The sequence below is a fragment of the Bacillus sp. FSL K6-6038 genome (genome assembly GCF_038050455.1).
GTDB lineage: Bacteria > Bacillota > Bacilli > Bacillales > Bacillaceae_G > Bacillus_A > Bacillus_A pseudomycoides.
Map to the genome: position 1 here is coordinate 3,442,962 of NZ_JBBOUH010000001.1, position 21,006 is coordinate 3,463,967.

The following is a 21,006-nucleotide window of genomic DNA, read 5'->3' on the forward strand; positions in this document are numbered from 1 at the left end:
TTTACACATTTATATGATATCTTCCCTCGCAAGATTATACAACATGTATCGACAAATATGTTGATGTTTTTTTCGAATTTGTTCAAAAAACATACTAAATTTCACAATGTATAGGGTTTCAATCTGCTATACTTTTTCATTATTCATTTATTGATAATAAAGGGAATTATCTGTATCTTCATACGTGGCTCATAAAAATCTTTAGCAAATATTCTGCCCCCTCCATGCCACTCCTCTATTTACCATTTATTCACAACATATATAATAGAAATGAATATATATTAATTTTCATCGTATATATCAAATAAAAACTGCGGGAGGAGAAATGATGAGTGAACAAGTGGCTTCCTACACCTTTTTAATTGTTTTTTCCCTTATTACAATTAGTTCTATTTACCTTTCAGTAAAATTAAAGTCACCTTATAAATACATCCCAGGTGTTGTCATGCTTATTCTCTCCATTGGCACGTTCAGCATACTATATTTTGATCGAGGTATAATGATAACGAGTGAAGGATTAGGTTATTTATATAGTCTCATTGCAATCCTCTTGTTACTTATCGCCAGTATTTCTTTATTCATAGCAATTGCTATTTCTTTTATTTCGGCTTTATTTAGAAAAAATTAACATTTGTTATGTCTGAGCACTACGCTCGATAAAAAATTAAATTCCAAAATGCAAAAGGTGTCCTTCTCCCGCTTCCACTTTATAGAGTAGTCTAATTAAAGACTCTAACTCTGTACAAAGAATATCTCGATTAAAACTAAAGTGTTCATACTCTCCATCCGTATCACACTCTACCGTCCATTGAAATGAGCCTGTGAGTTCTATTTTTTCAGGTCCCAATGAAAAGAGATTGACTAATGAGCGAAATAGGTTGATCGCTATTTCTGCTCCCTCTTTCTCGATTTTTGTAATACCATAATAATGGATACCAAACCCTTTCTCTTTCTTAAAAGGATTATATGTTGGAATCCACTGTAAAAAATCTGACACATACAAAACAATTTCATCACTGAATATCACGCATTCTTCAACAACCGTTCCATCTTTATAAAAAAACTCCCTGTCATGCCAAGAAAAATCTTCAGAACTTAGCTCTCCTTTTTCATTTGAAACAAATACAAATTCATGTTGCAAAGCCATAGTATTCTCCTCCTTCTCCTGTCATCATACGATACTCCGAAAACATTTTCATTTTCTTCATTATACATTTTTATATTTTCTAAACATTTGACAAAAAATAAATCTAGATTATTTGTTATGATTTATCATAAGATAACAAAAAAAGAAGGTTGATAAGCTTGAATAAGAACAACATTGTTCATATAAACATTCTACTAACAAGCGATATACACGGTACGATTTATCCAATTCATTATCGAAATAACGAGCCAGCAGAAATAGGATTAGCCAAACTTGCAACACGTATCACCCAAGAGCGTAACCAACATGAACATGTAATTGTGATCGATAACGGCGATTTTATACAAGGAACTCCATTCACCTATTACTACGCTAAATATATACAGCATAAAAAGAACCCAATGTCACTTATCGCGAATTACATTGGATATGATGCGGCCGTTATCGGAAATCACGAATTCAACTATGGAATGGATGTATTAAACAAAGCTATATTAAACGCGAATATGCCTTATCTATCTGCAAATATTTTAAATAAACATACAAAAGATCCTTACTTTGGGAAACCCTATATTATTAAACACATACATCCTAATATAAAAGTCGCTATCTTGGGAGTTACAACACATTACATCCCAAATTGGGAGCAGCCACCTCATATTAAAGATTTACTATTTGAAGATGCACTAGAAACAACAAAAAAATGGGTTTCTCTCATTCATAACCAAGAGCAACCTGACTTATTAGTCGTAGCATATCATGGTGGCTTTGAAAGGGATTTACAATCTGGAGAACCAACAGAAATTTTAACCGGTGAGAATCAAGGATATGCGATGTGCCAAGAAATAGATGGTATTGATATATTACTAACAGGTCACCAACATCGCTCTATTGCAAATACGAAAGTAAATGGTGTAACCGTTGTACAACCCGGATCTAATGGCCATTCATTAGGAAAAGTTCGAGTAGAGTTAGAACAAAATAAAGATCGAAGGATCATTAAAAAGTGTCAATCGGAACTGTTATCTGTCAAAGACGTTCAAACAGACGAAAAAGCACTTTCACTTGTATCTGACTACGAAAATCAAACGCAACAATGGCTAGATCAACCAATCGGCACCATTATTGGTGACATGCAAATTCACACTGCGATGCAAACACGTTTACAAGACAATCCTTTTATTGAATTTATAAACAAAGTACAAATGGAGGTAGCTGGAGTCCATATTTCTTGTACAAGCCTATTTCATAATGAATCTTCTGGCTTTCCAAATCAAATTACAATGAGAGATATTGTATCAAATTATATTTATCCAAACACATTAAAGGTCATACGTATTACAGGAAAAGATATTAAAGATGCTCTTGAATTATCCGCTAAATATTTCACATTAAATAACGAAGGAGATATTATTGTAAACCCCGCTTACACTACGCCAAAACCACAGCATTACAATTACGATATGTGGGAAGGAGTTTCATACATATTAAACATTTCAAAACCAGTTGGTGAACGAGTAGTTTCCTTACAATATGACGGATCTCCCATTCACTTTGATCAAGAATATGACGTAGTTATGAATAATTATCGTGCAAGTGGTGGCGGAAATTATTTTATGTACCAAAATAAACCCATCATAAAAGACATACCAATTGATATGTCTGAACTTATCGCAAATTACATATTAGAGCGGGGGACAATTGAAGCGACTACCAATCGTAATTGGAAAGTTACCAAATAAACCATTCTATTAAAATCAAAAAAGATGGGCTGCGCCCACCTCTTAATTTAACTTTGTATTATCTTGTTTTTTCAATGCTTTTAATTTCGTCGGTGTAATATCTTTACCTTCTTCGTTAACGACTTTAATGCCTTTTAATTCGTTTAACATATTTTGACGAAATCCTTTTAAATATTGTTCACGGAGCGATTGGCGCTCACGTTGTTCTTCTTCAGTTAATCCTTCAGCTTTCGCTTTTTTCGCTAAGAAGTTAATGCGTTCAATGAGTTCGTGACTTAGCATCTCGAATCCCCTTTCTACTTAAAACTGATTATTATCATACAATAGTTAGTCTTGTTTATCAAGCAATTGCTTCGTGTATTCCACGTATCTGCGATGTACTGTTGCTTTAGATACATCGTGTCCAAAACCACGAAGCGTTGCTGCAATTTCCTCAAATGTTAATTCATTGCGACGCAGACGTACAATTTCTTCAATCGGCACTTCTTTCTTTTCACGTCCTGTACTTAAATGTCGGTTTTTTAAGTTTTTTTCTGGACGAAACCCTCTTTCTACCGCTCTCTGCATTCCACGTTTAATCTTCAAATTATGAATCTTTCTCTGATACTCTTCAACTATACCAATAATATCTAGTACCATAGAATCCGAATCAGAAAGCTGTAATTCACCATTATGCGTATGTGTATATACTTTTATTCCTTCTTTATGTAAACAGTGCATTAAAGCAATTTTTGCATTCCCTCTTCCAAGCCGCGTTTCATCTTGAATGAGAAGCACATCGACCTGTTCATCTCGAATCATATCTAACACTTCCAATATACCGTCTCGTTCAATCGTATAGCCGCTTGCCTTCTCCTCAATCACCTTTATAACATTCATTTGATACCGCTCAGCTAAATGCAATAATTCATCTTTTTGGCGTGATAATGAAGTTTCCTGCGCTTCTTTCGTTGTGCTTACACGGGCATAAATGATTGCATTCATTTTAAAACCTTCTTCCTCATTTCAATTTTTCCTTTAGTGTATCACAAATCGTCCTTTTGTTCGAACTTATGTTTGTAGAATGTTTTTTTGCATGTTATACTTATAAGTAAGAAAATTGAAAGAAAACGAGGTGTAAAAAAACATGGAAAAGTTAACAAAACGCCAGCAAGACATTCTCGACTTCATTAAACTAAAAGTACAAGAAAAAGGTTATCCACCTTCCGTACGCGAAATCGGTCAAGCGGTTGGCCTTGCTTCTAGTTCTACGGTGCACGGACATTTATCACGTCTAGAAGAAAAAGGTTATATTCGACGTGATCCAACAAAACCAAGAGCTATTGAAATTTTAGGAGAAGTAAGAATCGAAACAGACACACAATCAGTTGTTCAAGTCCCAATTGTCGGAAAAGTTACAGCTGGTTTACCAATTACAGCAGTTGAAAGTGTAGAAGAACACTTCCCACTTCCTGCAAGCGTTGTTGCTGGAGCAGACCAGGTGTTTATGCTACGAATCTCTGGAGATAGTATGATCGAAGCTGGTATTCTGGATGGAGACTTAGTTGTTGTTCGCCAACAACATTCTGCATACAATGGAGAAATCGTTGTTGCTTTAACAGAAGATAATGAAGCAACTGTAAAACGTTTTTACAAAGAAAAAGATCATTTCCGCTTACAACCCGAAAACTCTTCTTTAGAGCCAATCATTTTAGATAAAGTCTCTGTTATTGGAAAAGTAATCGGGGTATATCGCGATTTACATTAAAAAATAGGCCAGTTAAACTGGTCTATTTTTTAATTCGCTTCAATTGTCACGTCTCCTGCAGATGTTTGTCCGCTAATTTTTACGCTCCCATTCCCTACTACTACATTTCTTTCTTCTTCCTTGAAAACCTTAACTTCACCGGCAAATGTTTTCCCACTTACAGTCGCATCTTGAGGCTTTTCAAGTAGCCGAATATCAATATCTCCTGCAGTCGAGCTTGCTTCCACATCATATTTAGAGTCATGATCAATAACGTCCACATCTCCACTTGTTGTTTTCGCAACAACTTTTCCACTTACTTTTTTCATTTTAATTCCGCCCGCTTTTGAAGATCCTTCTACTTTCTTCGCTGTCACCCGCTCTATTTCTACATCTCCACCAAGCGTTGCTGCTTCTATGCGTTCACTCTTCACATCATTTACTGTTATCTCACCAGCAGAAGAACTTACTTTTATGTCTTGATAAGCACGTTCTGGAACAACAATTGTTACCCCCGACGATTTAAACCCAAATGATAAAAATGAAAAATCTAATGAAATTCCTTTTTTTATCTTACCTTGAACTTTTAATATATCTCCTTTTTCATCAATACTTATTTTTTGCTTCGTAGTATTTCCTGATTGTTTTATATAAAAAGAAGAATCATTCCCTTTTTGAACTGTAACATCCCCAGCATCCAAATGAATTTCTAGATTTTTAATTGCTTCATTTTTTATAACTCTTTCAGTTTCTCCCTTTTCCGCCGCATCTACTGTTTTTGAATATGTTTGCGATATACCAATAACACCAATAATGATACAAGCGACAGCTATTAATAATATCTTTTTCATCTCATCTATTCCCCTCTAATCATTTTGAGATTCCAATTGACATAGCGCACACAAAATTTTTTAAACCATTTTGTACAGTAGTAAGCACCTATACATAACAATAATCCAACACCAACAAACGTAATAGAAACGAATACCTCAAGCCACAAAAAAGTACCAGTTAGGATTTTAATTACTACAAATAGTGGTGCCACAACGCTAGCAACTCCACCAACCCAAAGTGCAAATATAAAACTTATAATTGCGACTAAAGGACCTAATACAAGAATAAAATTTAATAAACTAAGACCAATTGCCGCCATTACAGCTCTTGTTATATTTGAAGCAGATGGATCCTTTTTCATCTCATCAAAACGATATAACGCTAACATCTCTTTCGCAATTGCTTTTGGCGAACCGAGTCCTTTTATAATTTCTACCTCTGTCTTCCCTTCCTCTAATCCAAACTGAAAATGCTCCTCATAATCGTATAAAATATCCTGTCTTTCTTCTTCTGATAACTTTCTAAGATGTCCTGATAGATCTCGAAGAAACTGTTCTTTGTTCATCTCATTACACCTCTTCAATAATTTCTTGTACCCCTCTAGCAAAATCACGCCAATCCGTTACAAGTAAATGGAGTTGTTCTTCACCTTGATTTGTTAATTGATAATATTTACGCGGTGGCCCTTCTGTTGATTCTTTTAAATATGTTTGAAAATAGCCCTCTTTTGTTAATCGACGTAATAACGGATATACAGACCCTTCCGATATTAAAAATTTATTGGAGATTTGCTGAACGAGCTCATAACCGTAGCAATCTTTTCGTTTGACAAGTGCCAGTACACAAAGTTCTAGCACACCTTTTTTAAACTGGACGTTCAAAGATAATCCTCCTTTCCAATCAGTACCACTCAATGCAAGGTACTTGCGTTACCCATAATATACCATCCACTATTATTTATTGCAAGGTACCGTTTGTTGTGTATTTAATAAAATACCGTTTTCCACCTCTCTTTTCTTTATACCAAACAAATTAAAGAATCACGATTCCCCTTACCTAAACATGGAGAAATCGTGATAAATAATATCATACAATTCTATACACTAAATGGATTTATGTAATAATTCCAGCACATCTTTCATAACAAAGGGGGCATCTTTTTTTACATGCTCAGCAAACTCAGAAACTAGCCGCAATGTTTTAATACTTTCAATCGGATGATCACCTGATGCACTTTCAGCAGAAAGCATAACAGCATTCGTTCCATCCAATACAGCTTGAAATACATCAGTCACCTCAGCTCTTGTAGGAATAGAATAATCCACCATGGATTGAAGCATTTGCGTTGCCGTAATCACATACGTATTTGTGCGATTACACTCATGAATCATCATTTTTTGTAAAAGCGGAATAAATTGGTACGGTAATTCTACGCCTAAATCGCCCCTGGCAATCATAATACCCTCCACTTCTTTACATATCTCCTGAAAATTCTCGATGGCCTCCATCGTTTCCACCTTAGCAATTAGATTTGGTGAAGTTTCATTTTTTAGGCGGATAAAGTTCCGGATTTCCTGTATATGAGAAGGTTTTCTAACAAATGAGCATGCAATAAAGTCAACATTCTCACTTAAAAGAAACTGAATATCTTTTTTATCCTTCTCTGTAATAGCTGGTAAGCTAACGATTGTACCTGGTAAATTCACCCCCTTATGAGAAGCTATATCGCCACCTACCTTTACTTTTGTTTCTATTTTATCCTCGCTTATCTTTTCAACCGTTAACTCAACTTGTCCATCATTAATAAGAATTCTATTTCCAACTTTCACGTCATTAATAATCCCTGGATAATCAACACTTGCTTCTTCTTTGTTTCCAGAAATAGAATGAATGTATAAAGTAAAAGTATCTCCTGCTTGAAGAGTAACTCCATTTTCTTCAATAACTCCCAATCTTATCTTGGGTCCTTGTAAATCCCCTAAAATTTTGATGGAATCATCTAAAGATTTTACTAATTGAATTATTTCCTTATGGCTTTCATGGGAACCATGCGATAAATTAAGGCGGATAATATTCATACCATTTCTTATTAACTGCGACAAAGTATCCTTATTATTACTCGCCGGTCCAATTGTACAAATTCGATCAATTGTCATATTTTCACCATCCTTTTTTATCTATAATTCCCATATAGAAAGAAAAAATAATATTTCTCATACATGGTTTGTAATGTAAGAGTAGAAAAGGCCGATAATTCCTTAGTACAAGAATTACCGACCTTTTAACGATGAAAATGAACTGAGTTGTTGCATGATAAAAAAGCGAACCATCAAATGGATTTTTTTAACAAACGAACACTCTAGTATGTATCCATCATGATAACAAAGCACTCATTCCATCGATTGTTGCATTTGTTTTTGTTTCAACCTTTCTTCCAACACATGAATCATAAATAAGAAATGCTCAGCTTCTCTTGTAACATGATCAGCTAGTAATGGATTAATTACATTTCGAATTTGGCATGTTTGAATAAGTTCCAATCCCGCCTTTTTGAAATTTCTCAATTCAACTGTGGCATTTTCACTATCTTTATTTAGCTTTCCGATTATCGGATATGTTGGTTCCTTCTGATATAACATCGATTCAACATCCCTAGCTTGATTAAGAAGAATTTCAAAATCATCACCGAATTTTAAAGCAGTATGAACTAAATTTCGCTCTGATTGATCAAGCAAAGAGGCAATAAAACGAGAGTGCTCCATCATAATTTTTAGCCAAAACACATTTTCACTAATTATCGCATCTTGAATTGGATCCATCTTTCCTTCATTAAATTTCTGAAGCGTTCTTATAAAATATTCTGCTTCTCGCGCAACATGATCTACTAATAAAGGAAAATTAAAGCCACTTACCTTACAATTAATAATTAAAATTAAAAGATTTCTTTTATAATTACGAAACGCATAAACTAGCTGAATACTTTCTTCATTTAATTGCCTAACTGCTTGAACGGTTTGAGGAATAGAGAATGCTTTTTGTAGATGTCGATCAAAAAGCTGAAAAAACTGATCTACTTGCTGAATTAGATTTTTATCTTTTCGATTAAACCCTTCACCAAGAAAAAGCGCATGTTCCTTCATAATCCGTAACCAAAATCGATTTTCAGTTAAGGACCTTTCGATAAATAATTGTTCTGTTAATGATTCAGAAGGTGCGGCTTTCAATTCGGGCGGAAGCAGCATAGCCCTTTGCTTATCCATGACAAAATGATCAGGAATTGGTTGTTGTCCGTTAGTCATTAAAATCCCACCTCATTTGTAAAAATTTCACTACTACACCATGTATATGAATAGACGATACCCATCATACTTAAACTGCATCATTAAGAACTGTAAATCTAGTATTTTGTAAAGAAAAGATAAAAAAACTCACATCTCATTAGGACGTGAGTTTTCCTTTTAAAAAATATCTTTTTATTTATTACCTGGCGCAGGCTGGTCCACTCCCTTAATACGATGTTTATGTCCATTATCTTCTGTTGTATAAAAATCGTAATAATGGACATGCATTCCATTTCCAACTGGAATAGCTGGTCCTGAGTGCGCCTTATAATAATGCGTATGTCCATCTTCGAATACTACATATCCTTCTGTATAGTGTATATGTCCTCCGTCCTGTACCGAAATTGGTGGAGAGGTTACATCTAAGCATTGATGTACATGCCCCGCCTCAACAGATGTATAATCAACAGAACCATGATTATGATTAGGTACAAATCCTGAAACAAAATCATCTTTTCCTACCCTGTTCACTCTGCTCACTCCTTGGCCATCAGGATAAACTTTATAAACTTATATGCTTAAAATCAAAATTAATACCTATTAGTTCCCTATTTGCTTACTGTTGAGTAATAAGAATAATTAAGTAATTTAAAGTACATATTATTACTGTTATAAGTCAAAAGGAGGTCATTATCATGAACAAACAACGAGCACAAGAGATTGCATCTTCACCGGTTATGGCTAATGTAACCTATAATGGGGTTCCGATTTATATTCAAAATGTAGATAAAAATAATGAAACAGCTAGAATTTACCCCCTTAATGAGCCTCAAAATGAGCAGGAAATTCCTTTATCCAACTTAATAGAACATTAAACAAACAATAATTTTTAATACAAACACTACTCAGAGTGATGTTTGTTAGGGACAGCTCATACAATTGCTTGTCCCTATTTACAAATGAAATATTCAACCTCAAAATCTAAAATACTTCTGAATAATACGTTGGGATAAGTGTAATTTTATTGAACTTGTCAATTAGTTGTTAAATCCCATAGTTACTAGAATATTGTTAATCTATGTTTCTAGTGAAATATTTTTACACTGGAAACAAATTTCATGGACATAGGACCAGAGTCAAAACAAAATAATTTAAAAACGTAGAGTAGGATTTCCTTAAATGACATAGAAATTATATAAAGTGACAAAAAGGGGTAATTTCCTCAACAATACCAACCATTTCAAGCAAATTCCCTTCAATTTCCCCGTAGATTGGTTTTTTCTTGCAACAAAAATCAAAAAAGCAAATTTTATTTTACACGAAACATAATTTTCACAATAAATTGAATCAACTATAAAAAATGAAATTGGGAGGAGTACGATGACGCAACTCGATTCTTTGCACCCAATTGTAGAAAAGATAATCAATAATATTGAAAAAGTGATTGTCGGAAAGCGAAAGGAAATCATTCTTACCTTAGCGGCTCTCTTAACCGAAGGCCATGTACTATTAGAAGATGTACCAGGTGTCGGGAAAACAATGATGGTACAAGCCCTTGCAAAATCCATCGATGCAAATTTCAAACGGATTCAATTTACTCCTGATTTACTGCCATCAGATGTAACAGGTGTTTCTATTTATAATCCGAAAGAATATCAATTTAAATTTATGGCAGGACCTATTATGGGAAATATCGTGCTAGCTGATGAAATTAACCGTACATCACCAAAAACGCAGTCAGCCTTGCTTGAAAGTATGGAGGAAGGCAATTTAACAGTAGATGGTATAACAAGACCTTTACCAAAGCCATTTTTTGTAATAGCTACACAAAATCCAATTGAGTATGAAGGAACGTATCCTTTACCAGAGGCTCAGCTCGACCGTTTCTTACTAAAGCTAAAAATGGGCTATCCCACACCGGAAGAAGAATTTGAAATTTTAAATCGGACAGAAAAAACAAAGCCTATCTCTCATTTACAAGCCGTTATTACAATAGAAGAATTACTACACTTACAACAAAACGTACGGGCAATATATACAGACAAGGCCATCAAACACTACATCGTAAAAATCGTTAATCAAACCCGATCTTATAATTCCGTACAGCTAGGGGCTAGCCCCCGTGGCTCCATTGCTTTGATGAAAGCTGCACAAGCTTATGCGCTCATAAATGGCAGGGATTTTGTCATTCCAGATGATGTTAAATGTTTAGCTCCATATGTTTTAGCCCATAGACTCATTTTAAAAATAGAGACGAAATTTGAAGGGATAACACCAGAAAGCGTTATCATAAAAATTATCGCCCGGACTCCAGTACCGGCTCAAAAGGCGAAAGACTCCTAATGAAACAGCTACTACGAAATGGTCGTCACGCCGGGAAGCTATCGCTGCTTGCTTTATTCATCGCTTTAACATTTGTATACACCATGTTACAAGGAGAATTTGTAAGCTGGTTTCTATTTTACACCTTTAGTCCTTTCGGTCTTTACTCATTATTGTTACCCTTTTGTGCCTTGTGGAACGCCGAGGTGAAACGCATAACAAATCAAAAGGAGTTTACAGCAGGACAGCAGTTCTTATGCACTATTTCAATAAAACGAAAAATCCCCTTCCCCTTGCTTTATTTAATTGTAGAAGAGGTGCTACCCATGGAGTTCAAAACTCGCAAACAATCAAAAAATGCAAAAGTGTTATTATTTCCAGGATTCAAGCGAAATATTTCATATCAATATGTAATCGACGCAATCCCAAGAGGAGAACACACCTTTTCGAGTGTGCGTGTAAAAACTGGTGATGTATTCGGGATTATCGAAAAAGAGACAATCTTTTCAGTTCCCGATAGATTTTTAGTTTATCCCCAATATGTAGACATAACTTATAGACAATTAGAAAACGATTTCGAACAAGGAACACTCTCATCAAATGTGAATGTAGCAAGAGATGCAACAGTCTCATCTGGTGTCAGAGACTATAAACCTGGTGACCGTTTTTCATGGATCGATTGGAAGGCAACTGCTCGAAAAAACAAGATTATGACGAAAGAGTTTGAACAACAACGAAGTCATGATGCCGTGATTTTCATGGACAGAACCCCCTCTCCCCTGTTCGAATTGGTTGTTACGTTTACAGCTTCTCTCGTGAGGTCTATCCTAAAACATGATTCACAAGCATCATTTATATCCGCCGGAAAAGAACAAACCGTTCTTCCTTTACGTCATGGTGAGACACAATTACAACAAATTTTTCACCATTTAGCAAAAGTACAAGCAGACAATATGTTTCCGCTCTCTCAAACTGTAGAAATAGAGTTAAAGAAAATCTATCAACCAGTAACATTCATACTTGTAACAAGTAATCTTTCTCCCGATATTCAAAAAGTTGCTGACAGTATATCACTGAAAAGCAGTAAGCTGATGATATTTGTCGTCAAGGAAAAAGTACATCAATTCTCAAAATTGGAACTAAGCCTACTCGAAACGCTAAGAAAACAAAAAATATTCGTGAAAGCAGTTTATGAGAATCATTATACAAATGTATTTTTTGAGGTGAACAAATGACCATATTACCTTCAAATAATAAATGGGATATCAGTAGTTTCCTAATGCATTTATTTGGTTTTCTCATTTTATTAGAATGGTTGCGGCCACTTATAGAAATTACAGACATGGTGAGATTGAACCTCTTTACAGGATTTATAGGAATTTGCTTCATTCTCTCTTTTTTTCAAACGCGATTCCAAATTTCGATAAAGATTGTAGTCATCTTATTTATGATTCATTCGGTAGATTATAAGGGACCTTTTATTCATCCTGCTTGGTTGGTAGAATTCTTATCTGATTTTTTTCACAATATCCTCCTTCTCTTTCAAGCAAATTGGTGGGATCTTTCCAAATCTTTTCAGACCTTTTTATTTTTTTTAGTTCTTTGGTTTTCGTGCTTCCTCGCCCTTTATTGGCTGATTCACCAAAAACGCGGACTCTTATTTCTTACGTTAACCGTTATTTATATTACAATTTTTGATATATTCGGCTTATATGACATGAACAAGGCGATTATTCGTACAATTATAACGGGTCTTTTCATGCTCAGCCTTCTCCAGATTGAACGTATAAAAGCGTTCGAGAACTTACAAAAGCATACCAAATCCACACCGCAATTGCTCATCCCAATTGCGGTATCTATTATATTTACGATAACTATTGGATATTTCGCTCCCAAACCCGGTCCTCAATTATCCAATATTGATACTTTCTTCAGATTCGATACACCTTCAGCAAATAAAGAGACAACAATCAACAAAGTCGGTTACGGTATGGATGACTCTCAATTAGGCGGTCCTTTTAAATGGGACGACACAGTTGTTTTCACAGCGCAAATGCAAAATAGTCAATATTGGAGAGTTGAAACAAAAGACTTTTATACCGGAAAGGGTTGGGAAATTTCTGATAACCCGAAAAAAATTTCTTTTAAGAATAAAAACAACGTATTGAGTTGGTATGAACGGAATACAAAAACGGAAACTGCCGAAGCAATTATCACCATGCAAAAAGACTCACCTCACCTTATTTATCCCGCGGGATTAGTATCGGTTGAAGCTGCTTCAGATGTATCATTCCGTGCAGATCCCTTTTCGGAAAAAATCGATATGATGAAAGAAGGCTCTTCTACTACCTTAAATAAATATAAGGTGACTTATAAGACTCCTCATTTTTCTATCGAAAACTTAAAAGCTGTAAAAGCGGCTGAGGGTCTAGAGGCAAGCTCTTATTTCATAGAAAAATATACTCAATTACCCAACTCATTACCAAAGAGGGTAAAAAACTTAGCGATAAATCTTACAAAAGATAAAAACAATCGATACGATCAAGTATTAGCTGTTGAAAGCTACTTCGCAAATAATTCTTTTGTATATGAAACAGAACATGTTAAGGTTCCTGGAAAGGATCAAGATTATGCAGATCAATTTATATTTGATACAAAAAGTGGATACTGCAATAATTTTTCCACGTCTATGATTGTTTTACTTCGCTCAATTGGGATTCCGGCACGCTGGGTAAAGGGCTATACCGGGGGCACTCTTGAAAACAAAGTAACGAATTCAGATTATGAGAATATTTACACAATCGATAATAACAATGCACACTCTTGGGTTGAAGTATACTTTCCAGGATACGGATGGGTCCCGTTCGAACCAACAAAGGGTTTCAGCAATCCATATAACTTTACACATGACGCTTCTACTCCAACTGCCACTTCACCAAATAGCGAAACTACGATACCTAGCAACGAACAAACTCCACAGCGAAATGCAGAAACAAAACAAAAAAATTTAATAGAAGATACCGAAGTCCTCTCTAACGGAAAGATTATGGATTCCAAAAAAGGATTTTCATGGGGATACTTGTTCCTTTGTATCATATCAATTAGCATAACTGGCTATGCCCTCTTTACTACTAGAATAAAGTGGTTCGCATTTTTTATCATTCTCTCCTATAAATACCGAAAAGGAGATGATGTTTATGCAAAAGCTTATGATGCACTTTTAAAACAACTGGAAAGAACCGGCATCTCACGCAACGAAAGCCAAACATTGAGAGAATATGCAATCCATGTAGATAACCTTTACAATTCGACTGATATGCAAAAACTCACTCTTAGTTATGAAAATTTTATTTATCAAAACAATCCTGCTACATCGGAATGGAGCAAGTCCATACAATTATGGGAAAAACTCATGAAAAAAGCATCCTCTCCACCCAAGTCGAATGAATTTGATACGTTCATTTAATTGAGTAAGGCGATTTCTATAATTAGAACAAAACCTTTTATTAATTTATCAGATTTGTAATCATAATAGTCTCATGATCATGTGTTTTAGATAGTCCTTACGAATAATTAGATTCCTACTTCAAATTTAATTCAACTTTGAAATCCTTGATATCAGTAGTATCAAGAATTTCAGTTCTTAGTAAAAATAATCAATATTCTCAATACATTTACAGACACACAAAAGCGCGGTTCCTGATTACTCAGAAACCGCGTCACATTAATGTTTATTGCGTTTTATTTTTAAAATATTAATAAAGAGACATATATTGATCGCGTTCCCATTGGTGAACTTGCGTGCGGAACATAATTTAGGCCATGAATACGAATCGAAATCCTTACAAAATGTTAATTTATCAACGGTTTGAGATTTCACTACATCAAAAAAACTTAAAATACATTACGTAAAATCGGGCATCTTTCGGGTAATTACCAGGCATTTTTCAAATAAAAAACAAAAGAGCACAACGTGTATATACAGTGCTACCAACACTATATATACCGTCCGCCTATCCTAACTAGGCAAACACCTGCTGTACTCTTACGACTATTTTACAGTACGTAAGGGCTCCAAAGCAACAGTTTGCTTAAACTCGGCATTCTGTTGCTTTTTTTGTTCTATAAAGGAGCCCGTGTCTAATGAAAGAACGTATCGATGTTATCGCAAGTGAAGAGTCCTTCCACAACTTATCATCATTCACAGAAATTGAAGAACTAAATAAAACTGTACGTACATACAGAGACATCATCCGTATGTCTATTAAGCGTACTGACGTACAATCCAAACTCATTGCACTACTTGAAATTTTAAAACGCCATAGCTGCAAATATGTAGGTGTTAGTTTCCTATGCAAAAATACGATTGCTGACATGATGGAAGTATCTTATAAAACTGTTCAACGTTTAATGAAGAAGCTTGTGGACTTGGACATGATCAAACAGGTATCTATTAAGCTATGCATAAATGTTGTAGCACCAATGTTTAACGACAATTGTTTGTATATTGACTTTCGATAATATTCGTTTGCTTTTGAAATAAATATGGTCAAAATATGGTCATTAAACGGTCGACAAAACATAGCCTGCTTTTGCGGGCTTTTCTTCTCTATTTTCTTATTACGGATAAACTTTGATATGACAAGAAAGATATGTGGGCGAATTGTGGGTAAAAAACACCTAGCAAAAGTTTGCTTATTTCAATGGGATTGTAAATAACTTAATGGACAAGTTCTACTTCGATAAAGAGTTTATGGGATTATAAAAAAGCTCCCAAACGCTGAGGAACCAATAAGGGAATTTTTTTAAAAAGCATATGGAGCGGGATTTTCTACAACCGTAATACATTTTTTCATATTGTTAAAACACTCAAAATTTTTCTTAAGGATGGGAAATCTTTATATCTTATTTATATAATTTATGTTATGGTTCAATATGTTAATTAATTACAATATTTTTTAAAAGGAGGATACATAATGAAAGCAACGAAACTCCTATCATTAGCAATACCTGTTCTATTATTAGTAGGTTGTGGGGTAGGAGATAAAGATTCTATCCCTAAGACTGAGGAAACTAGTAAAGCAATGTCGAAAACAGTAATATCTGAAAAACAGTATCCGTATTATATTTGTGAGCAACTGGTAGAGTTTCAATTCAAGAAGGATGAAATATTGTTAAAACTAGGAGAAGCTTCAAAAGATAATAAGAAATATAAAGATGTATTTAAAACAGCAAACGATATGGATGAAGCCTTAGACCGTATGGAGAACATAATAGTACCTGATAAATACAAAGACATTCATAAACTCGTACAAGAAGGGATAACAGATGCAAGAAAAGGAACAAAGTTAATAAAAGACGCTGATAAAGACGATGGACTGAAGATTCAAGAAGCTGTATTAAAAAGTTCTCCACATATGTCAGGTGTAGATGGAGAACAGTGGAGAGAAGCAATTTATAAGTTAAATCAGGAAACCAAAGATGCCTACGCCAAAGCACTTGATAAGAAAATGGAAGAACATACAAAGTAATAGAGTAACTTGTAATTATATATACAATCATTCAACTAATAAGGGGTAATAGAAATATGAAAGCAAAGAAACTTGTAACGTTAGCACTTCCAATCATGTTATTAGGGGGGTGCGGAACAGACAAAGCAGACAGCGAAGAAAAGAAAGCAGACGTGAAAGTAGAACAAAAGTCAGATGATAAATCAGTGAAAGTAAAAGCCGATAAAGACGTAAAAGAAACGAAATCAGTAAAAGCAGACGATAAACAAGCAGAAGAGTATGTATCTACTGTCCTACATTTCATGCAGGATCCTGGTAAACCTAAGTATACTTCAGAGGAACGTTCAGCGTTACTAAAAGAAAACTGTAAAAAGTTAAAAGAATTAACTCCTCCTTCTAGCTTTGTAGAAGAACACAAACAGTTAGTTACAGCAATAGACATTTTAGAAGACTCATTTAAAATGGAAGAAGCAGGTAAGACTGAATTAGCGAATGCGGTGTCGAAGGGTGCTATTAAGCAATTCGATAATACACTTAAACAGATTGAAGAAAAAGCAGAAACTATGGGATTATTTAACACATCTAAACAAAAGTAGAGTCTAAGTAAAAGGGGTAGTCAATCATGAAAGCAAAGAAACTAATAAGTTTAGCACTTCCAATCATGTTACTAGGAGGTTGCGGAACAGACCAAGCAGAGAAGAAAGCAGACACAAAGGTAGAAGCAAAAACAAAAGTAGAAGAGAAGGAAAAGTTAGAGGGAACCGACTACATGTCTCGTATGTTTGCATTAGATAACACATTTGAGACAAAAGTAGCTGAAATAACGGAACTTTCTGCGAAAACGAAGGACAAAAGCAACGACATAAAAGAGTTAAACAAAGAAATACTGAAAAAAGCAGACGAACTAAATCAAGCACTTGCTGATTTCGATAAAGTAGAACCGCCTAAAGAATTTGAAGAACCACATAAGACGATTCTAAAAGCAGTAGACTGTTATAAGGAAGCATTTGAAACACAAATTAAACTTGCAAAAGGTGGTTCTATTAGCAAAGAAAAGACAAAGGAATTACAGGAGTTAATGTTAAAAGGTAATGACTACTTAAAAGAAGGATACAAACCGATTAAAGATGCGTATTCAGAAAAGATGAAAACAAAAGCTAATGACCTTCAAAATAAAAGTGTAGGAATATCCCAAGACGGTAAAGAGTTGCTAGGTGAATGGGGTAGTTCAAAAGATGGTAAGTTTACTAAAGGGTTAGACTTTAAGGAAGATGGTACATACATTATATACGATGATGTAAATAACACACCTTATGAGACTACTCATATGCAAGGTAAATGGTCTTATAATGCAGAAAAGCAACAAGTCAAGATGACAATAGACGAGTTTGTAAAAGACGGTAAGAAAGTAGACCCTAGTCAAATGAAAGAATCTATAGACTATGATGTTATGTATTTCACATCGGATTCCTTAGTTATGATGGATGCTGACGGAAACAAGATAGACGTGGTAAAACCTAAGTAAATTAGTATAAGTCATTATAAAAGCGAGTGGGGTAGAATAAAGAAGTGTAAACAGATTACTTATTAAAAGTAGTCTGTTTTATACCAAAGGTTAAAGGGGTATTTAATCATGAAACTAAAAACACTAGTAGTTACAGTTCCTATTATTCTTCTAACAGGAACAGTAGTTGGTTTTGGAGATGGGCAAACAACATTATTTACAAAGGTAACGTCTATAGGAGTATCTATCCTACTATCAGCATGGTTAGTAAAGCGTAGTATTAACAAAAAGAAGCCTAGAACCACATTCATCGAAAGAGTGTTTGAGTTAGACGAAGAAGGTAGACTAACAAGTACAGTAGACTATGTAGCAAAAGTACAAGGGGTATGTATGGTTTGGACAGAAGCCCAAAATAAATTCGGAGAATTAGAGAAGAAAGATCCTACATTCCTTCATACACATAAGGAATTAAAGCAAGTAGTAAGTGAAATGAAGTCAGCAAACAAGAAGTTAAGAGAAATTAAACCACCAAAACAGTATGATAGTCTACAAGAAGATTTATCAAAATCTCTAGTTGTGTTTGATAAAGGGTTAGACACAATGGTAGAGGGATTTACTACGTTAGATGAAACAAAGATTGATAAGTCATCTGAACTGATTGATGAAGGTAGTGACGGTCTTATGAAGGGACTTGGTATTATTTTAAGCTTGACAAAAACGGAAGCCTAAGAATCAGAAAACAACTAAAGGGGTATAACAATGAAACGTAAACTATTAGCAGTTGCATTGCCAGTTATGTTAATTAGTGGGGTAGGTTGTTCTAAAGACAATGCAGAAAAAAAAGAAGACTGATAGTTTACAAGTAGCAGTAGATTATAAAACTTCTATACTTGACTTAAGTAAAGCGTTAGAAAGCAAATTATCTATAGAAGAATTAAAAGAGTTACTTATGAATGCTAAAGTTTAATACATAGTAAAAAAGCCGACTCAATTAAGAGCCGGTTTCTTTTACGTAAACGTACGTTTACGTACGCATCACTAGCCGTAATGTAATACGTATTCCCTTTCGAATTGTGTACTTTGTATTGTGATGATCCATTGACAGTTACTTTTTCATCGATTGTAAACCCTAGTCCTGCATCTAAGGTACCAGCAACGTCTTTATCCTGCCAAGATGGAGAGTCATAGAAACGTAGTTTGTCCACTTTGGACACAATACGCTTTCCTACAATTGGATTAATAGGCTCTTTCTTTTCAAACTTGATGTAAGAAGGATTGTTATATACCCACTGATTCTCACCAAGATTTAACCATCCATCTTTTTCGCCCCATACTTTATATGATTCTGGTTTATTCAACTGACGAATAACGGAGTAACTTGCACCTGCCCCTTTACGAAGATTTACATTGTAACCTTCAATATATGCGATTCCTTCCACATTTGCGATTGGTTCGCCTGGTTTAGACGGTTGCTCTGAAACAGAAACATCACTGTTATTATATGCACATTTTACATCAGCACGAAATTGCGCTTCTGATACACCGTGACTGCGTAAGTAATCAAGTGGATCTTCATGATCTGTTCCACCAAGATACTTCGTAACATCATAGTGAGTCCACAATCCTTTTTCTACAGATAGATTGTTATCTTTTAAGATTTTAGCTAATAATTTAACGTACTTTTCATATAAGCGTTTAAATTTTCCATAGTCTGCAGTTTCGTAAAGTTCAACATGTACAAATCGTTTGTTTGCACCTGGTCCACCACCATAAGCGATGTAACGTGTATCCGCAATTTGAATTGTTTCATTCCAATCAACTGCATAATGGACAAAAGCATTTCTCCATGTACGAGATTCATACTTTTGAATATTAATAGCTGGAGCTTCTGGAGTCGCTGTACTGTGAGCAACAACGCCTTCATAAGTACCTACACCATAGTGATATGGTTGTTTCGGTAAATCTGGAATAAGTAAAACCCTATCAGCAAATGCACTCGTAACAAACGAAAATAAAATAAGTAGCGTTGCAAAAACAGAAGTACATAGTTTCATTGTTTTCTTCATTGCACATCACCTTTCCCCAGGATTTTTTGTTTGATATCTGATACATCTTTTGATAGTGAACCAAAGGCTTTTGCTTGTTCTTCGATGACTTGTTGGTTTTTTTCAATGACTTTTTGATACTGTACTTCACGCTGCTCATTCTTTTTCTGCGTAGTAAAAAGCATCCACACGAATAACGCTGCGAATGCTCCTTGTTGGATCATTGAACTGAAAATCTGTTCCTCCATCGTTCTCATCCCCTTTTGGGCAATAAAAAAGAAGCATCTTTTATGCTCCCTTTTCATTGCTATTTAACTGATATTATCCTTTACTGCTTACCATTACTTAATCGGATATGATAACGAAAACGATACATAGCGAGTTTGTGCTTCTGGAAGATAAGTAGAAACCCTTCCATCTTTATGAACTACTACAGTAGCTGCAACCGGATGATTTGGATTATTATCTAAAAACGCTGTAGCAGCAAAATAAGAATCTTGGTGTGGTGCAATATCTGGTGTGATTCTTGTGAATACTTGTTGGTTTTTAACCAATCTAATCGCACCTGTCATGTGAACCCAGTTTCCATGTCTACGTAGCATTGGAGGTGTATCAGTGTCGGCTACTGCATTTGTAATCGCTAATTCCTCCCATGCTACATCATCCATATAAAAGAGTCCTTCGCCATCCATCCAAACACTACTTTCATAATTACCTTTATTTAAGAAGATAGCTTGTGCTTCCTTATCCTCACTGAAGAATCCTGGAATTAATCCGAATTGTTGTTGAATCTCTTTAATTACCTCTTGTTTTAATTCATTGTTAGTCATTATTGAACATCTCCCTTGAATTTTGTTGTTTGATTTTTTGATTCTCTTTAATTGACTCTTACTTT

23 protein-coding genes and 1 pseudogene are annotated in these 21,006 nt (G+C 34.8%); 12 read left to right on the forward strand and 12 right to left on the reverse strand.

Going from position 1 to position 21,006, the window contains the following annotated elements; genetic code table 11:
- The first annotated feature begins 328 nt into the window (after nt 1-328).
- Complete coding sequence (locus NSQ40_RS18115) at nt 329-628, forward strand: hypothetical protein (RefSeq protein WP_033798261.1); 300 nt, start codon at nt 329-331, stop codon at nt 626-628.
- A gap of 36 nt (nt 629-664) precedes the next feature.
- Here the strand turns inward: NSQ40_RS18115 and NSQ40_RS18120 are convergent, their stop codons facing one another.
- The gene (locus NSQ40_RS18120; protein ID WP_003199223.1) at nt 665-1,147 is read right to left on the reverse strand and encodes a hypothetical protein; all 483 of its coding nucleotides are present in this window, start codon (nt 1,145-1,147) and stop codon (nt 665-667) included.
- A 158-nt stretch (nt 1,148-1,305) separates the two neighbouring features.
- Between NSQ40_RS18120 and NSQ40_RS18125 the strand changes: the two genes are divergently transcribed.
- Nucleotides 1,306-2,889 carry a bifunctional metallophosphatase/5'-nucleotidase gene (locus NSQ40_RS18125; protein ID WP_033798259.1) on the forward strand — a complete coding sequence of 528 codons (1,584 nt, stop codon included), beginning with the start codon at nt 1,306-1,308 and terminating at the stop codon, nt 2,887-2,889.
- Between the two features lie 42 nt (nt 2,890-2,931).
- Here the strand turns inward: NSQ40_RS18125 and NSQ40_RS18130 are convergent, their stop codons facing one another.
- Together NSQ40_RS18130 and NSQ40_RS18135 are read right to left on the reverse strand one after the other, a co-directional pair.
- Nucleotides 2,932-3,171, reverse strand: coding sequence for a DUF896 domain-containing protein (locus tag NSQ40_RS18130; RefSeq protein ID WP_003199228.1), 240 nt, complete (start codon nt 3,169-3,171; stop codon nt 2,932-2,934).
- A gap of 45 nt (nt 3,172-3,216) precedes the next feature.
- Nucleotides 3,217-3,873 carry a YneB family resolvase-like protein gene (locus NSQ40_RS18135; RefSeq protein WP_003199230.1) on the reverse strand — a complete coding sequence of 219 codons (657 nt, stop codon included), beginning with the start codon at nt 3,871-3,873 and terminating at the stop codon, nt 3,217-3,219.
- Between the two features lie 142 nt (nt 3,874-4,015).
- Here NSQ40_RS18135 and lexA point away from each other — a divergent pair, with 142 nt between their 5' ends.
- On the forward strand, nt 4,016-4,636 hold the full coding sequence (gene lexA / locus NSQ40_RS18140; RefSeq protein WP_003199232.1) for a transcriptional repressor LexA: 621 nt from the start codon (nt 4,016-4,018) through the stop codon (nt 4,634-4,636).
- A 29-nt stretch (nt 4,637-4,665) separates the two neighbouring features.
- Here lexA and NSQ40_RS18145 read toward each other — a convergent pair whose 3' ends face one another.
- The 6 genes from NSQ40_RS18145 to NSQ40_RS18170 all read right to left on the reverse strand — a co-directional run bounded on the left by NSQ40_RS18145 (nt 4,666) and on the right by NSQ40_RS18170 (nt 9,261).
- Nucleotides 4,666-5,466, reverse strand: a complete 801-nt coding sequence (locus tag NSQ40_RS18145; protein ID WP_003199234.1) for a DUF4097 family beta strand repeat-containing protein — start codon at nt 5,464-5,466, stop codon at nt 4,666-4,668.
- A gap of 5 nt (nt 5,467-5,471) precedes the next feature.
- A complete protein-coding gene (locus NSQ40_RS18150; RefSeq protein ID WP_003208004.1) occupies nt 5,472-6,014 on the reverse strand; it encodes a DUF1700 domain-containing protein in 543 nt (180 codons plus the stop codon).
- A gap of 4 nt (nt 6,015-6,018) precedes the next feature.
- Complete coding sequence (locus NSQ40_RS18155; RefSeq protein ID WP_003199239.1) at nt 6,019-6,330, reverse strand: PadR family transcriptional regulator; 312 nt, start codon at nt 6,328-6,330, stop codon at nt 6,019-6,021.
- Between the two features lie 222 nt (nt 6,331-6,552).
- Nucleotides 6,553-7,605, reverse strand: coding sequence for a pyruvate kinase (locus tag NSQ40_RS18160; protein ID WP_003199240.1), 1,053 nt, complete (start codon nt 7,603-7,605; stop codon nt 6,553-6,555).
- 234 nt (nt 7,606-7,839) lie between these two features.
- Entirely contained in the window at nt 7,840-8,748 is a 909-nt protein-coding gene (locus NSQ40_RS18165; protein WP_018765286.1) for a DUF2935 domain-containing protein, read from the reverse strand.
- Nucleotides 8,749-8,922: 174 nt separating this feature from the next.
- Nucleotides 8,923-9,261, reverse strand: coding sequence for a YmaF family protein (locus NSQ40_RS18170; RefSeq protein WP_018765285.1), 339 nt, complete (start codon nt 9,259-9,261; stop codon nt 8,923-8,925).
- Nucleotides 9,262-9,425: 164 nt separating this feature from the next.
- Between NSQ40_RS18170 and NSQ40_RS18175 the strand changes: the two genes are divergently transcribed.
- The 9 genes and pseudogenes from NSQ40_RS18175 (at nt 9,426) to NSQ40_RS18215 (ending at nt 18,795) form a co-directional block, all read left to right on the forward strand.
- The gene (locus tag NSQ40_RS18175; RefSeq protein ID WP_006095595.1) at nt 9,426-9,605 is read left to right on the forward strand and encodes a small acid-soluble spore protein H; all 180 of its coding nucleotides are present in this window, start codon (nt 9,426-9,428) and stop codon (nt 9,603-9,605) included.
- A gap of 505 nt (nt 9,606-10,110) precedes the next feature.
- Nucleotides 10,111-11,073 carry an AAA family ATPase gene (locus NSQ40_RS18180; protein WP_098100928.1) on the forward strand — a complete coding sequence of 321 codons (963 nt, stop codon included), beginning with the start codon at nt 10,111-10,113 and terminating at the stop codon, nt 11,071-11,073.
- Entirely contained in the window at nt 11,073-12,287 is a 1,215-nt protein-coding gene (locus NSQ40_RS18185) for a DUF58 domain-containing protein (protein WP_098100929.1), read from the forward strand. The genes NSQ40_RS18180 and NSQ40_RS18185 overlap by 1 nt, the downstream gene beginning before the upstream one ends.
- Nucleotides 12,284-14,518: a DUF4129 domain-containing transglutaminase family protein gene (locus NSQ40_RS18190; protein ID WP_098100930.1), complete on the forward strand. Its 2,235-nt coding sequence runs from the start codon at nt 12,284-12,286 to the stop codon at nt 14,516-14,518. The genes NSQ40_RS18185 and NSQ40_RS18190 overlap by 4 nt, the downstream gene beginning before the upstream one ends.
- Before the next feature lie 677 nt (nt 14,519-15,195).
- Nucleotides 15,196-15,510: pseudogene (locus tag NSQ40_RS18195) on the forward strand (hypothetical protein); the annotation flags it as partial.
- 518 nt (nt 15,511-16,028) lie between these two features.
- Nucleotides 16,029-16,583 (forward strand): membrane protein, encoded by a 555-nt coding sequence (locus NSQ40_RS18200; RefSeq protein ID WP_003208014.1) that lies wholly within the window; start codon nt 16,029-16,031, stop codon nt 16,581-16,583.
- A gap of 56 nt (nt 16,584-16,639) precedes the next feature.
- Nucleotides 16,640-17,158 carry a hypothetical protein gene (locus NSQ40_RS18205; protein ID WP_003208016.1) on the forward strand — a complete coding sequence of 173 codons (519 nt, stop codon included), beginning with the start codon at nt 16,640-16,642 and terminating at the stop codon, nt 17,156-17,158.
- Nucleotides 17,159-17,184: 26 nt separating this feature from the next.
- Complete coding sequence (locus NSQ40_RS18210) at nt 17,185-18,087, forward strand: DUF3994 domain-containing protein (RefSeq protein ID WP_033798254.1); 903 nt, start codon at nt 17,185-17,187, stop codon at nt 18,085-18,087.
- Nucleotides 18,088-18,195: 108 nt separating this feature from the next.
- Nucleotides 18,196-18,795: a DUF7018 domain-containing (lipo)protein gene (locus NSQ40_RS18215; RefSeq protein WP_258248261.1), complete on the forward strand. Its 600-nt coding sequence runs from the start codon at nt 18,196-18,198 to the stop codon at nt 18,793-18,795.
- Between the two features lie 227 nt (nt 18,796-19,022).
- On the opposite strand, the gene NSQ40_RS18220 is transcribed toward NSQ40_RS18215, so the two are convergent.
- The 3 genes from NSQ40_RS18220 to NSQ40_RS18230 all read right to left on the reverse strand — a co-directional run bounded on the left by NSQ40_RS18220 (nt 19,023) and on the right by NSQ40_RS18230 (nt 20,941).
- Complete coding sequence (locus tag NSQ40_RS18220) at nt 19,023-20,132, reverse strand: N-acetylmuramoyl-L-alanine amidase (RefSeq protein ID WP_341286136.1); 1,110 nt, start codon at nt 20,130-20,132, stop codon at nt 19,023-19,025.
- Nucleotides 20,129-20,359, reverse strand: a complete 231-nt coding sequence (locus NSQ40_RS18225) for a BhlA/UviB family holin-like peptide (protein ID WP_033796335.1) — start codon at nt 20,357-20,359, stop codon at nt 20,129-20,131. Before NSQ40_RS18225 ends, NSQ40_RS18220 begins: the two co-directional genes overlap by 4 nt.
- Before the next feature lie 93 nt (nt 20,360-20,452).
- The gene (locus tag NSQ40_RS18230; protein ID WP_003208029.1) at nt 20,453-20,941 is read right to left on the reverse strand and encodes a hypothetical protein; all 489 of its coding nucleotides are present in this window, start codon (nt 20,939-20,941) and stop codon (nt 20,453-20,455) included.
- Nucleotides 20,942-21,006 lie beyond the last annotated feature (65 nt).